The organism is Nostoc sp. CCY 9925, from assembly GCF_963920935.1.
Taxonomy (GTDB): Bacteria; Cyanobacteriota; Cyanobacteriia; order Cyanobacteriales; family Nostocaceae; genus Nostoc.
Genome location: NZ_CAWUDO010000151.1, coordinates 1 through 14,515 on the forward strand (window position 1 = coordinate 1; position 14,515 = coordinate 14,515).

13 protein-coding genes are annotated in these 14,515 nt (G+C 39.4%); 3 read left to right on the top strand and 10 right to left on the bottom strand.

Annotation, left to right across the window (positions count from 1 at the left end; genetic code table 11):
* A partial coding sequence (gene ppsA / locus ACM0OY_RS36795; protein WP_414573660.1) for a phosphoenolpyruvate synthase occupies window positions 1-2,428 on the top strand: 2,428 nt, incomplete at its 5' end.
* A gap of 56 nt (window positions 2,429-2,484) precedes the next feature.
* On the opposite strand, the gene ACM0OY_RS36800 is transcribed toward ppsA, so the two are convergent.
* The 4 genes from ACM0OY_RS36800 to ssb all read right to left on the bottom strand — a co-directional run bounded on the left by ACM0OY_RS36800 (window position 2,485) and on the right by ssb (window position 5,252).
* A complete protein-coding gene (locus ACM0OY_RS36800) occupies window positions 2,485-3,471 on the bottom strand; it encodes a ParB/RepB/Spo0J family partition protein (RefSeq protein ID WP_414573661.1) in 987 nt (328 codons plus the stop codon).
* On the bottom strand, window positions 3,468-4,238 hold the full coding sequence (locus ACM0OY_RS36805; protein ID WP_193880371.1) for a ParA family protein: 771 nt from the start codon (window positions 4,236-4,238) through the stop codon (window positions 3,468-3,470). Before ACM0OY_RS36805 ends, ACM0OY_RS36800 begins: the two co-directional genes overlap by 4 nt.
* Window positions 4,239-4,375: 137 nt before the next feature.
* Window positions 4,376-4,795, bottom strand: a complete 420-nt coding sequence (locus tag ACM0OY_RS36810; RefSeq protein WP_414573662.1) for a hypothetical protein — start codon at window positions 4,793-4,795, stop codon at window positions 4,376-4,378.
* Between the two features lie 73 nt (window positions 4,796-4,868).
* Complete coding sequence (ssb, locus tag ACM0OY_RS36815; protein ID WP_414573663.1) at window positions 4,869-5,252, bottom strand: single-stranded DNA-binding protein; 384 nt, start codon at window positions 5,250-5,252, stop codon at window positions 4,869-4,871.
* 235 nt (window positions 5,253-5,487) lie between these two features.
* On the opposite strand from ssb, the gene ACM0OY_RS36820 reads away from it, so the two are divergent.
* Together ACM0OY_RS36820 and ACM0OY_RS36825 are read left to right on the top strand one after the other, a co-directional pair.
* Window positions 5,488-6,663, top strand: a complete 1,176-nt coding sequence (locus tag ACM0OY_RS36820; RefSeq protein WP_414573664.1) for a hypothetical protein — start codon at window positions 5,488-5,490, stop codon at window positions 6,661-6,663.
* 14 nt (window positions 6,664-6,677) lie between these two features.
* Window positions 6,678-7,325, top strand: a complete 648-nt coding sequence (locus tag ACM0OY_RS36825; RefSeq protein WP_414573665.1) for a hypothetical protein — start codon at window positions 6,678-6,680, stop codon at window positions 7,323-7,325.
* A gap of 78 nt (window positions 7,326-7,403) precedes the next feature.
* Here ACM0OY_RS36825 and ACM0OY_RS36830 read toward each other — a convergent pair whose 3' ends face one another.
* From ACM0OY_RS36830 to ACM0OY_RS36855, 6 genes are all read right to left on the bottom strand, one after another.
* Window positions 7,404-8,078 (bottom strand): hypothetical protein, encoded by a 675-nt coding sequence (locus ACM0OY_RS36830; RefSeq protein WP_414573666.1) that lies wholly within the window; start codon window positions 8,076-8,078, stop codon window positions 7,404-7,406.
* A 78-nt stretch (window positions 8,079-8,156) separates the two neighbouring features.
* The gene (locus ACM0OY_RS36835; protein WP_414573667.1) at window positions 8,157-9,032 is read right to left on the bottom strand and encodes an AAA family ATPase; all 876 of its coding nucleotides are present in this window, start codon (window positions 9,030-9,032) and stop codon (window positions 8,157-8,159) included.
* Complete coding sequence (gene holA, locus ACM0OY_RS36840; RefSeq protein WP_414573668.1) at window positions 9,029-9,988, bottom strand: DNA polymerase III subunit delta; 960 nt, start codon at window positions 9,986-9,988, stop codon at window positions 9,029-9,031. The genes ACM0OY_RS36835 and holA overlap by 4 nt, the downstream gene beginning before the upstream one ends.
* Before the next feature lie 54 nt (window positions 9,989-10,042).
* Complete coding sequence (locus ACM0OY_RS36845; RefSeq protein ID WP_414573669.1) at window positions 10,043-11,269, bottom strand: RNA-guided endonuclease InsQ/TnpB family protein; 1,227 nt, start codon at window positions 11,267-11,269, stop codon at window positions 10,043-10,045.
* Between the two features lie 430 nt (window positions 11,270-11,699).
* The gene (locus ACM0OY_RS36850) at window positions 11,700-12,374 is read right to left on the bottom strand and encodes a hypothetical protein (RefSeq protein WP_414573670.1); all 675 of its coding nucleotides are present in this window, start codon (window positions 12,372-12,374) and stop codon (window positions 11,700-11,702) included.
* Between the two features lie 88 nt (window positions 12,375-12,462).
* Window positions 12,463-14,280 carry a 3'-5' exonuclease gene (locus ACM0OY_RS36855; RefSeq protein WP_414573671.1) on the bottom strand — a complete coding sequence of 606 codons (1,818 nt, stop codon included), beginning with the start codon at window positions 14,278-14,280 and terminating at the stop codon, window positions 12,463-12,465.
* Between the last annotated feature and the right edge of the window lie 235 nt (window positions 14,281-14,515).

The window sequence follows — 14,515 nt, forward strand, 5'->3', positions numbered from 1 at the left end:
AGTTGTTAGCGATCGCACCTTTTTCACCCAACCTCACAAAATCGCGTTGCTCCCGATTCGCTCTTTCATCGAAGGGATAGCCATTCCTCAAGATATTAATGAAGAGATCGCCCGCCTTCTCTCTAGGCTTGGAGAAAAAAATGCCTATGCAGTACGATCCAGCGCAACTGCTGAGGATTTACCGATAGCCTCCTTTGCAGGACAGCAGGATACGTATTTAAATATTATCGGGAAGGAAGCAATTTATCAGCATATCAGCAAGTGCTGGGCATCGCTATTTACTGAGAGAGCAGTAATGTACCGCCTTCAAAACGGCTTCGACCACCGTAAAGTCCACCTGTCTGTGGTTGTTCAGAAGATGGTCTTTGGGCAGGTGGCAGGAATTTTGTTTACTGCCGATCCCGTCACTTTTAATCGGAAGGTGTTATCCATTGATGCAGGCTTCGGACTTGGTGAAGCCTTGGTCAGAGGTCTGGTGAATGCTGATATCTATAAAGTGTGTAACGGCAAAGCGATCGATAAAAAGATATCTATTAAGAAACTGGCTATTTACGCCTTAAAAGATGGCGGTACAAAAGAACAGGAGATTGAGCCTGAACGGCAGAATAGGCAAGCGCTGACAGACGAGCAGATTTTGCAGCTTGAGCGCATCGGTAGGAAGATTGAAGAACATTTCGGACACCCCCAGGACATAGAATGGTGTTTGGTTAATGATACATTTTATATTGTCCAGAGTCGCCCCATCACGACTTTATATCCCATTCCTGAAGCAAACGATCGCGAAAATCACGTCTATGTATCTGTTGGTCATCAACAAATGATGACTGACCCCATCAAACCATTGGGATTGTCTTTATTCCAGTTAACAGCTGCTCGCCCCATGTATCAAGCTGGTGGAAGGTTGTTTGTTGATGTCACCCATGATTTGGCTTCACCTGTGAGAAGAATAATTCTGGTAGATGTTTTGGGAAAATCCGATCCGCTGATCAGGGACGCACTTATGACCATACTAGAGCGGGGAGATTTCATAAAATTGTTACCAGATGACAAGCAACAACAGAGTTCTGGTAACAGCAATCAGGGCGCATCGTCTTTGGATTTTCAAACGCTGACCGAATACGATCCGGCGATCGTTTCTGATTTGATTGGGCGTAGTCAAACATCGATAGACGAGTTAAAACAGAACATCCAGACGAAATCAGGAGCGGATCTGATTGATTTTATTCAAGAAGATATCCAGAAATTAAAGAAGAGTTTATCCGATCCACAAAGTTTTGGCGTGATTATGACTGCTATGAATGCTTCATCGTGGATCAATGAAAAAATGCAGGAGTGGTTAGATGAAAAAAACGTAGCAGACACGCTTTCTCAATCTGTACCCAACAATATTACTTCGTTTATGGGTCTGGAACTATTGGATGTCGCAGATGTGATTCGTCCTTATCCTGAAGTAATTGATTATTTACAACAAGTAAAAGATGATAGCTTTTTGGATGAATTGGTTAAGTTTAATGGCGGAAAGGAAACCCAAGACGCTATCTATGCTTATCTCAACAAATACGGAATGCGATGTGCCGGAGAAATCGATATTACAAGACCTCGTTGGAGTGAAAAACCAACTACACTTGTCCCCATGATTCTCAGTCACATCAAAAACTTTGAGCCTGGTGCAGGCGAGCGCAAATTTGAGCAAGGGCGACAGTCAGCTTTGAAAAAAGAACAAGAGTTATTAGAGCGATTGCAGCAATTACCGGATGGTGAACAAAAGGCCGAACAGACAAAACGAATGATCGGCTTAATCCGGAATTTCATCGGTTATCGTGAATATCCAAAATACGGCATGATTAATCGCTACTTTGTTTATAAGAAAGCTTTACTCAAAGAAGCCGAACAACTCTTACAAGCGGGCGTTATTCATGAAAAAGAAGATATATACTATCTCACTTTTGAAGAACTTCGCTCAGTCGTAGGCACAAATAAAATTGATTACCGGATGATCGGCAAACGAAAAGATGAGTACAAATTATATGAAAAACTAACTCCCCCACGTGTTATTACGTCTGATGGTGAAATCATTGCAGGTCGATACAAACGCTCAAATCTTCCAGCCGAAGCTATTGTAGGTCTACCTGTTTCCTCCGGAGTTATAGAGGGACGAGCGCGTGTCATCTTAAACATGGAAGATGCCGATCTAGAAGATGGAGATATATTAGTCACCGCCTTTACTGACCCTAGCTGGACACCATTGTTTGTATCCATAAAAGGCCTAGTTACCGAAGTTGGTGGTCTAATGACACATGGAGCAGTTATCGCACGTGAATATGGCATAAGTGCAGTTGTTGGAGTGGATAATGCTACCAAACTGATCGATGACGGACAGAGAATTCGGGTTAATGGAACGGATGGCTATTTAGAAATCCTAAGTTAATATACTTTCTAATAATGACTTAATGTATAAGTTGACTTCTAGCCATCCAGTACCTTTTACAAAGAGTTCTCCGAGACTAGACTACTTTGCTGTAAAGAAGGATCATCTTTGTTTTCTTCTTCTAGAAGTGCTTCAATTTGAGCAAAAAGCTTATTAATTTTTTTTAGCTTTTTCTCATCATTCCAAATTTTACTTTTTCTAAGTGCTTTGTATATTTTGTCAGCTTTTTCTTTTTGCTCTTGGTTATGAGATGATGGTTTACTTTCTGACTGTTGCTGAAGAATATTTCCTACTAGAATCCTAATTTCAGATAGTGATAAACTTTCTGCGATCGCTTTATTTAAGACTTTCTGTCTTTCATCATCATTTTTTATCCGGTTGATTTCCTTAGCTTTTGTATATTCAATTTCGCCTTTTTGCAGTGCAGTTTGGATATCTAAATGGAGTTTGAGTAAAGGAAGACGATTGGCTACAAATGACTGCCAAGTAATTTTTCCTAACCTCAAGAATACATCTTGTATGATTCGTCCTTCATCACTAACCATAACGTTATGGTTAGAATTACCTTTGCTTTCGTTATTCATGTCATAGAGCAGTTTGACCACTGTCTCTTGGTCAACATCGAGTTCTTCGGCTAGTAATTCGAGAATTCCGATAGTTTCTTCATAAGCATTGAGGTCTTCCCTTTGGAGGTTTTCAACTAAGCGTAGTTTACGAGCTTTTTTCTCGTCGCATTCAATAATGACTACAGGGATTTCTTGAAGTTTTGCGATTTCACAAGCTTTGAGACGGCGTTCACCAGCTACTAGCTCGTACTTGTCTTCCTGAAGCTTTCTAACGACAATGGGTTCTAGTAACCCCACTTCCTTGATGCTGTCAGCGAGTGATTTGAGTTTTATGGGGTCAAAATAGCGACGGGGCTGACTTGGCGGAAGGATAATTTGAGATAAGGGTAAAGTGGAATCGGATAAAGATTTTTCTTCGTCATCTCCAAATAAATTATCCAGTCCGGTTAGTTTTTCTAGTTCGCGTTTTTGGCTCATAGTTGAGTAATATATTTTGTAATTTCTTCGAGTATGCTAACTGCGGGGTGGTTTTTCTTGTGGAGTGCAAGTGGTAGATGTGCTTGGGTTGCGTCAGGAAAAGCTGTTGATTTAGGAATGGGGGCAGTAACGTGTATCCGTCCTTCAACCTGTTGTTTAATTTCTTCCAGTATTCCTGTGTCTTGAAGATTACGATTATCGTATTTGGTTGGAATTATACAGGCAATTTGTAATTTCTGGTGTCCTCCTTTTTTGAGTCGGGCAATTGTTTCTAGCAGTTGGTTGGTGCCAAGATAGCACTTATATTGCGTTTCAACAGGAATAATAACGTGTGAAGCAGCGACTAAGCTCATAATGCTTAGGATTCCTAGAGAAGGCGGGCAATCAATCAAAATATAATCATACTGGTCAAGTACATTTGATAGCACAAACTTGAGCCGTTGGCGGTTGTCGATGGTCAAGTCATGAAAAATTTTTTGCTCCGTACCTGCCAATTGGATATTTGTTGGTACCAAGTGCATCCCGTGAATAGGTTTTTCCCATATATACAGGGGAGTTTCTTCAGCGATCGCACCATAGATAGTTTGTTCAGTTTGCAGCTTGACTTCCCCTAATCCCATAAAAGCTGTTAGTGATGCTTGTGGGTCCATATCCACAAGCAGTACACGGTGTTTTTTAGCAAGGTGGTATCCAAGATTGTGTGTAATAGTCGTTTTAGCTGCACCACCTGACTGATTGAAAGTGGCAATTATTTTGGTTGATGACATATATTAATGAAGCGATTTTGTGAACCCATGTCAGCGATTCTACCAAACAGTGGATTTTTATTTTGGATTTTTGAAAAAAATAACGCTAGTTCAAACCAGTAAGCCTGTCTGGACTAGCATTATTCTGTTAGTTGGTTCTAAAATGGAGGATCTTCGTCTAGGTCTTCATTTGTCGAAGTAACGTTATCTTCGAGTAGTTCTTTGGCAAAATCGGGAGTTTCAGGCGAGTGAGAGTTTTTGCTAACTTGGGTGAGTTCGTTAATCGGTTGTGTTGAGATAAAGTTTCTAATTACGAATGTGGCAATTTTTTCTTTGTACTCACCCCTGTTATCCACTACTAAATCAAGATATCCTTCTGCTGTACCATGTACGCCTTCCCCCTGTTCGTTGATAACGACAGCAGGTGCGCCCTTGGAACGGAATGGTATCTCGTCAGTAACGACTCCTTCCTTTGAACGATAGTAGAATTCAGCAATTCCAAAAGCAATCAAGGAACCTTCTTTGTCGTGGGTTGTGTTCACTGATTTAAGATTAATAGTTGCAGTATTATGAATCATGGTCGTTTGATTTGTAGATTGATTAGATGGTTAATCGCCTATGATGTATACTGCATAAGCGATTTGTAACTTTCTAGAAATTTGCGTTAGCTACAGCCTGTGTTTCGTTTGGTAAAGAAGTAGATGTAGATTCTTCCTTACGGCGTGAACCTAGTAATTCGATGGTGTTGATTGTGATTACAGGCTTTTGCCGCATAGTGCCAGAATTTTTATCAGCCCAACGATCAAATCCAAATTCACCAGTAATTGCAATCTGAGTCCCTTTACGAACGTAATTTCCAATCACTTCTGCTTGATTTCCCCAAGCGACTAAATCAAACCAAAGGGCTTGTTCACTTCTGTAGGGCGGTCTTACTGCAATAGAGATTGAAGCTTTAACTGCACCCGACTCGAAATATTTCAGATCGGGTTCTTGTCCACATCTGCCAACTAGCATGACTTTGTTGATATAGTTCATAACGCGAGAATTGATATATTTCTTTTATTGCTGCGTCAGCATTAGTTCTTTTAGGATTTATCATTTTGACGAATTGTTTTCTTTAAAGCACACTTTTTGCTTCATACTTATGAGTTATTTTTGATTCCTGTTTCTCATAGCATTGTGGTTTTTACTAAGGAACGGCTAATTATCCTGTGCTATGGTGGGATCGCAATTAGCGTGGTATGTATCTAAAAATTATAAGTAATGACTTATGCTTGAATATCTTCTCCTGAAGCGAGTAAGTATTTGTAAGCTGATGCTCTTGGCTTTGATGTGGATACAGTTCGATGAAGACAGCCAAAATCAGCTAACTCCTGACTACTCTTCACCTTTGTTAGTCGAAAATCTCACGTGGTTAGGAGAAACATCTGTTGGAGAAGAGGTTGAGCATTTTTGTGATATTTCTAATACCGCTAGGATAGGCGTTTGGGAAGAAATTCTAGAACTAAAGTTAGTAGATTTAATTGCTGATTTACCGACTTGTTTGCACGATGCCTCATGGTTTGCTCTACTGGCAATTACTATGATGTTGGTGGATAAAGAATTAGACGGGATATGCGTACACCCACAAGATGAGTTTTTTGCCCGGACTATTGCGCTTGAAAGTTTGGCAGATTTGAGTGATTCTTACTTAGCCAAAGGTCATCCTTATTTAGATTTTCCTTTATCATTAGAAGACGCTAAATCATTACTGCCAGTTAATAGAAAGCAAGAGCTAGAAATCAAATTAGAGAAATTCCTTATTAATACTTATGAACATGATTTTGACGATGAAGCACCAGATATTTGTGAGTTTTCATCCATCTACTTGCAAGATATTTTAAAAGAGTTTTTTGTTGAATCTGGCTGGCAAGATGATATCAATCAAGAGGCAGTTGCACAGCTTCAAGAAAAGTATGGTTCACAGTATTCAGAAGGTGCATTCTCTCCTGAAACTAAGGAACACGAGCGTTGGGGCAAAATGCTTGTTTTTCTCAAACAGTTTATAGGTCTGGATTCTAATTTTATCGAAAGCCAAAGCGATTTGTTCCTTGATGAATCTCAAGCAGCTGATTTACCTAATTACTTCTGTATTAAGTCTCATTTAGAACGTTGGCAAGACCGAACAGTTGTCTTATCCCGGTTGGTACATACTTTAGTTTATTTTTTGCTGGTAGGACAAAATTATCGTCCCAGTCATATACAAGATTTGATGGCTGTTCCAACTTCTTCACGGGCTATATATAGCCTACAAGCTTGTTTAGGTGTAGCTGCTTACAGAAGTGGTTATTACATGGCTGCTTCAAATATTCCCGAATCAGAAATTGGGCGGAAATGGTTGCTACAAAAAGCTTTCCCTAACCTGCTTGAGTTTTATCAAACAGGTCGTTTGAATGGAAAACAATAATTAATATTCTGCTGTTGGTTAATAAAGACAAATTTATATTTATGAAAAAATATTTATTTATAGGATTATTATTCTTACTAGTTGGATGTTCATCTCCAGAAAAAGAAGATAAAGTTTCAGCTATAGAATCAAATCCTTCACCTACGCCTTCATTATCCTCAACTAATGTTAGTAATGCTACGCCGTCGTTAAATTCAGAAGTGTTACCTGATTTATCAAATAAAGAGAAGCTTGGAGAAGTTAGTGCAGAGAACGAATTAATTAACTCGTTTTATTTTGATGGTAATAATGTAAAAGTGAGTTTGACTGTAGTGGCTGATAAAGCTTGTTTTGTCTACGTGCGGCGCAGTACCCCAGATCGAGTTGGTGAGGTTGAAATTGAGTCACTACGGCGCGAAAAGTTAGGTCTATGGCGTTCGTATAATACTCAGCGTCTTCTAACTCAAACTGCTGGCAATAAACTAAATGTTTATTCATCAAGTGAAGAACTTTCTTTTACTTATGAAAATCCTGCCATATCACCAGAAATTCTTGTAGCTGCAAAAGAATTGAAGGAGCGTGAAAAATCATTTAAATTACTTTTGCGTCAGGATTTAAAGGCAAGTGATTCAGCAAGACGAATTTATGTCAATCAGTGTCAGAAATTAGGCAATTTTTATTAGAAGGAAGAACTTCCTCCTCTCACGGACAAAGAGAGGAAGGAATTTGGGAGGAACGCTGAAGAAAGTACTAACAATTAGTTATGAGAACAGTGATAATTGCTCCATCTTAGTATTACTTTCAGTTGAAGTTGCTGTAACAGGGTGTTTGTTTTTATTTGAAGACTTCTTACCCCATCCCTCTTTCGCCGCGTGTTTGACTACACGAGAACGAATATCAGCAGCCAGGGTTTCATAATCAGAGCGGATTTTGTCATACGAAACCGGAGTTGTACCAATCTTCTCCCACAGGTTTTCGTAGTTAAAATTGTTGAAAGGTCTGTGTCTGAAAAGGGCATCATAACTTGCCCAGAGATAAACATCTGTCCATTGGGATGATAGCGGCGCTTCAAAAGCAAATGGCATCATCAGTGCAACAACTTCGCTGCTAGAGCCAAGTTTACCTACTTCTCCCTTGTCTATCTCTTGTAAAGCTGCATTTAATCTATCAACTGCGATCGCGCGCCAAACCCAAGTGGGAATTGACTGTTGCCAGCCGTTCTGCTGAGTGACAATTGGCCCGGCGATGTATTGAACAATTTCACGGCTTGCTCCTGCTAGATCGAGTAGGCTGGCTGTTACAGTTTTGTTAATCCCTTGGCTGGTTAGTAGTTGAAGTATCTTTCTAGTGCTAGGGTTTAATATTTCGCTAGTTTTTTGGTTTTTACTGTTGCGGATGGTTTCTTCGACATCGAATAAGCTGTGCTGCTGGTTCATATCTTTTATGTGTAAACAAATACTGCCAGCTAGAAATACTTCTAACTGGCAGTGCTTTTTGATAATGAGTGTGTTTTGTTATGGCAGAAGTAGGCTATCCCAAACATTTCTGGGCGTAACGTGATGCAGCAATTGCTTTCTTGCTTGAGTGAATTTAGCTAGTAGCTTAGTACTTTTTAATTTCTGCCACCAGTTGTATTGCAGGTAAGTAAGCAACCATAACTGCGTTTGGTGATTCCAGCTTGAGATGGAGTTACTCAAACTGAGTGCCTTGAGGATATCGTCAGGAGGTACTTCGAGTTGACTTGTGATTTCTGTTGATATTGAAGCTAACATTGTCATGTTGGCGATCGCTTGACCAGGACTGCCGGAACTGATAGCTAATATTTTTTCTGTTACCTCAATTTGTTGGTCTTTAAGGACAGAAATAATCTCCTTGTCACTTAACCTATGGAAAGGTATTATTTGACACCTACTCTTGATAGTGGGTAATAGCTTTTGAGGATAGTATGATATCAGAATCAACGTTCCAGTTTTAGGTTCTTCCAGCGTCTTGAGAAGTTTGTTAGCGGCAGTAGGGTTGAGCATATCTGCTTCGTGGATAATCACCACCTTTTGCTTGCCCTCGACTGCACTAGTTGAGAGAAATTCAATTACCTCACGCACCTGTTCTACTCGGATAGCAGGGACACTTTTCTGCTGGGAGGTGTTTTCGGTATAGGTTGGTTTGATTTGTAAGATGTCTAGATGTTTAGATTCTCCTGCGATCGCGGAGCGACTTCCTTTTGAGAGTATCGCATTTGCGAACGCCAGAGCAGTTTTTCCTTTGCCCACTCCCTCAACTTCGCTGCTAAATAGGTATGCGGGAGCAATTTGATTACGTTCGATTGCTTCAGTTAGTAAAAGTTTGGCGGTATGCTGTCCGATGATTTCTGTAAATAAGTCGTTTTTCATATCGTGCAAATTTCGATAATTCGGCTAGTTAAATTGTTAGTACCGCTTTTGAGTTCCGTTTCGAGTTGTAAAAGTAAGGTAAGGCTGTTTTTTAGTTTTTGAACGCCTACAAACTTGATTTCATCTTTGAGGTAATACAATCTTTTAGGGTTTTTCAATTCGGCTATTTCTGCAATATTCATGTCAGACAATTTAGCTTCTGCACCAGCTTTAGTTATTAGCCAAGTGCGAAAAACTGACGTAAGAGTCGCTACTATTTTGAGTGGATGTTCATTATTATCTAGTAGTTTATCCACCTGCGCTATTGCCAAGTTTGAATGATTCCTTAACATAGCCATAGTAAGCTTTTGGTAGTCAGTATTGTGATTACTAACTAATTGTTTTATCTCCTCAAGGGAAATAATTTTTTCACTTGCATAGACAGCAAGTTTAGCAAATTCGCTATCGGCTCGTGCAGTGTTATTACCAATTGCTTCGACTAGATAATCAGTTACATCCGGTGTAAGTTTAACTTGATGGATAGCTGCATACTTCCCTATCAAACTAACTATCCCCTTTTTATCCCAACAAGGAACGAGAGGAAACTCTTCTTGTTGAGCATATTTTAGGATAGTTTTGACTACTGTTCTGCGGGAATCTGGCTTTTTGCTACTAGTAATTAAAAGAATGTTACTTGCAGGTATTCGAGAAAGTTGATTTTCAAGTTCTTGGTAATTATCCTCATTTGATAAACTTCCAATTAAATGATCGCTATCTGTATGAACAATTTTATTACCCTCTCCAAAGGGTAACGTCATAACCTCAGTAAAAACCTTGGCAGCAATATTTTTCTCATTTCCAAATAGCTTGATGTAGTTGAAATCTTTCCATTCAGCATGAACATTTTGATTCACCAAATGGTTAATTTTTTGATTGAGCGAATAGGTATCTTCGCCGTAGTATAGGTATACTGGCATCACAGATTAGATAAACATCTAATTATCATGCGTTAGTTATAAGCAGTGGGTGAACTACCCCGCCTTGGCTTCGCCTGAAGGCGGGGCTTCTGTACTCACAGGAGAATGCCTTAGTTTAGACTTTCGTCCAAGCTTTGGTCTTACTTCTCCTCCTACAGCAGAGACGGCTGAACCTTCCGCCTTTAGCATTCTGATTCCTTCTGCTCGTATGTTGTGACTAGCGTTTTCATCACGATCATGGTAAGTTTTGCAATTAGGACAATCCCACTCTCTAACATCTAGTGGCATCTCACCTATCTGATAAAAACAAACATGGCAGAGTTTTGAACTAGGGAACCATCTATCAATTTCTACTAGTTTCCCGCCTTTGCGTTCTAGTTTATAAGATAGAAAGTTAGTGAACATGCCCCATCCGCAATCAGATATTGCTTTCGCCAAATTGTGATTACGAACCATACCTTTGATATGAAGATTTTCTACTATAACAGCTTGGCTATCGCTGACTAACTTGTAACTAAGTTTATGCAAAAAATCTTGCCGTGAGTTACTAACTCGTTCGTACACTTTGGCAACAAGTTTTCTATATTTATTTCTTGATTTGCTTCCTTTTACTTTACGTGATAGTTTCCGTTGCTTAAGTTTGAGTTTTTTTTCGTGCTTTGCAATATGTTTAGGATTGTCATACTTAGAAACTTTCTTGCCATCACTTACGACAGCAAAGTGTTTCAGACCTAAATCAATTCCGTAGATTTTACCTTCTGAGGTTGATGGTTTATCTCCTTCTATCTCAGTCAATATAGATGCAAGATACTTGCCGGATGGAGTCTTGCTAACTGTAACAGTCTTAATTTTCCCCTCAATTGGTCGATGTATTTTGGCTTTGATTATCCCTATGTTACCGGGAAGTTTAACGTCACCATCTACAATTTTGACATTCTGAGGGTACTGGACAGACTGTTTTCCATGCTTGGATTTGAATTTAGGGAATCCAGCACGTTTTTCAAAGAAGTTCTTGTATGCAGTAGTTAGGTTGAGCGTAGTAGCTTGTAAAACTTGGCTATAGCAATCAGCTAACCACTTTGTATCTTCTGCTTTTTTGAGTTGTGGTAAAAGTGAATTGAGTGCTACTTGCCCAAGTCCTTTACCCGTTTCTTTGTAAGTCTCAATTGACTTATTTAGCGCAAAGTTCCACCACCATCTTGCACACCCAAATGTTTGTGCCAATAGTATTTCTTGCTCTTTTGTTGGATATAAACGGACTTGAATAGCTTTGTGCAACACTCAATATCACCTTCTTTATTTGCATATTTTACTATGAAATACATTTTCCAGTAAACAAATAAAACAAAATAATTGATAACTCCTCAACCACCCCACTTCTTAATCAACCTGTAGTTGATATTAGTCGGGGATGGCATCGTTGTTGTCCGGCTATCCATCCCCTCCCTGTCTACCCTTCTCCTTCGGAGACGCTACGCGAACGGGAACGCAAAGCGCGAACGGCTGAGGAAGGGAAATTCCGCCGAATTTGGTTAAAAGAAGAGTTAGTATTAACTCTTTCTGCTTGCTTGGTATTTATTATGTGTGACCAGTAAACACTTACTTAAGTTTGTACTGGTTGTACGAAATTTTGAATTGAGTCTTTATCAATATGGTTATCTACTGGTTTATTACCCAAGTATTTGCGCCAAGAATCTAACTGTTGAAGATACTATATTACTCCACTAGAACCAGCTACCTCGTATAGTGTAATAGCTGTTTCCCATTCCTTTAAGCTGGCTTGTTTCTCTGAGAGAATTTTGACTATGGCTTCGGGAAGTTTAGTGTCTTTACCAGTGCCTAAATTTAGGTGTGGTGTGTTTTCTAGTAATATTTCTTGTCCAGATAGAGTAACACCATCATCTTTTATATTTGTAGGATGAAGTTGAACACTAGTCTCTGATAAAGGAAGAGTATATTGAAGAAATTTTTTAACTTCTTTGGTTTTAGTATTTCTCCTTTTTGGTTTAATGATAACTGGGTTGTTTGGTTCTGTAACTTCGTAACATTGGGGGAGTTCTAGAGAGAGTTGGCCTGTTAAGTGCCATGATGCACTTCGTTTTTCTGGTGGGGTAATGCGATAAGAAAACTCAGCTGTTTTCCTAGGGTCGCCAGACTTTCTTAGTTTGACCCACATGTTGTAGCTGATAATTCCTTGAATGTAAGTTTTTGGGTCTAATATTACTGGGTTTGTGTTTTCCCACCACTCAATTTGAACTACGCGATCGCCATCCAATTCGTAGATAGTTCTAACTCTGGCATTAGGATGAGACGAAAGGAATGAGTTTACCCAAGCCCTTTGTTTTTTATTGAGCCTGGGCTTGCGAGAAGAGGATTTATTTTTCATTAGTTACAGACAAGTGAGAATGTATGAATTTGAAAAACCTTTATATTTAATGCCTTCAAAATTTACCTAAAATCTCAACTTTGTTCATTTAGAAAAGAGATAACTGACGTTTGTTACTTTCTAGTGTTGTAGGAGCAGCTATTTTGAGAATTTCTTCTCGCCTTTTTTCAATAAGGTGAAGATAGTATTGACGTGAATAATTCTCATTACTACTGATATTAGTTATGCCAATAATTCCGTAATAGTAAGTGACTACATCTCCAGGTTTCCCTAGTTTGAGGATTTCTTTTTCGCTCTCTTTAATCTTGCGTGTGATTGCAAGTTTTTCTTTTGGATATTCCCTTGATAAAATTTGGGATTTGATGTGTGCATAATAATCTTCTGCTACTGATACATTTTGAATTAGCAGGGTTAAATACTCAATAGAAAACTCTTTCTCCAGTTGAGAGCGATCGCGGTTGCGCCAGTTGCCTTTAGTGATAATTTTCCCGTCTGGAAGCCATAAAAGGTAATTTTTGGTTCCCCGTTCGGGGATAAACATAGCGTCAGCGATAAACTCTAGCTTGACAGTTATCCCTTTAGGCAATTGAGATTGAAGTAAACTACGTACCTCCTCTGGGTTCGGATGTGTGAAAAACACTCCATCAGTGTCAACTTCCACAGGAGTACCACCGTGCCGAGTGATAATTTCGATCATTAGCTTGAGTACTTTTCGACTGTAGGCTGTAACTAATGCAGCAGCCTCCATATCATTGAAGGCGAGTTCAGAGGTACCGAAGAATCCAAACTCGGAGTTAGCTAAAACCTTGACGGATTCTCTTTTTTCCTTGGCAGCAATATCTCCAGCAGATGCAAGTTGTTCCAACCTAAATTTTTCATTCACCAAATATTGCAGGATACTTAGCCCAATACGTTCTGTATCTTTAATTGAGCAAATACCTTTGTCTAGCATTGCCCAAGGGTGCATTGAGCTAATATCTGCATATCCAACCCTTCTATACAGTCCAGGAATAGAGTAAGCCATTCCTCCTTGAAATTTGTACTTGCGATCGGGTTTTGGTTTATAGCCTGGATAATGATGCTCAAATATTCGCTCCCATTTAGTACCATTACCAGCAAGTGTTAGCTGCTGGAGATTCATTTCCGGTACAATTAGTGCTTCATAATAGTATGAGGGTACAAGACTATTCGCAATTAGCCGGGTGTCTTCGAGGTCGTAAATAAGATACTCTTTTAGGCGTTTCCATCCCTTACTGTTGGGGCCATCTTTCCAACAACCGAGGATTTCTTCATAGGGAAGAACTAGCCTAGTGTTCTGGCGCAGTCCCATGTCCAATACAGCTTTTTTGAGCGATCTGCCGTTAGTTAGCTTTTTGGCTATGAAATCCCACCTCAGAATGCAGATATAAATGTCTACGTGTTGGCTATTTCGGATGAATACCTCCTGAATTTTTAGTGGCTCACCCCGTACTTGGGCGGTACGAATAGTCCGAGATTTAGATGCAACTTGAAATGGGTGTTTTATACCGTGCAAGTTGCATCGAGTAATAATAAATGGAATATCAAATGCCATCCCGTTATATGTGAAAATTACATCTGGATTTCTTTTACTGAGATGGTTGATAAATTTGGTCAGTATTTTAGCTTCTGAGATATCCATGAAAATAGTAGAATATCCCCTTGAATCCATACAGCCAATAGCATAAATCCGGCTTTCAAATGGGTTTATTCCTGCCGTTTCGATATCAACAAATATTTGTGAAAGTTCCTGATACGGCTTGAGTTGTATTTTGGGCTGCCAAGGTTTTATTGGAGTAGGGTCTTTCCAATAAATGTTTAGTTTGTCTTCATCGACAACGATTATCCCTCTAGATTTCTTCACAAAATCTCTGTGGTTATAATTCATTAATTAGAAATTTTTCTAATGGTAAATGAGGTTTTTTTTGAGTCAAGGATGTATTGTGATGCTTGAGGATATTGCTCTCACGGGCGCGTTTTTCGCTCCCGCAAAATATGCAAGAAACACATTCCAATTCAAAACCAAACTCTTAACTTCTAACTCAGCACTCAGCACTCAGTACTCAGCCATCGGTAAGAGGTTAGAGTGATTGCACTTTTGTCAAGAGGGTGCAGGAAAAGGG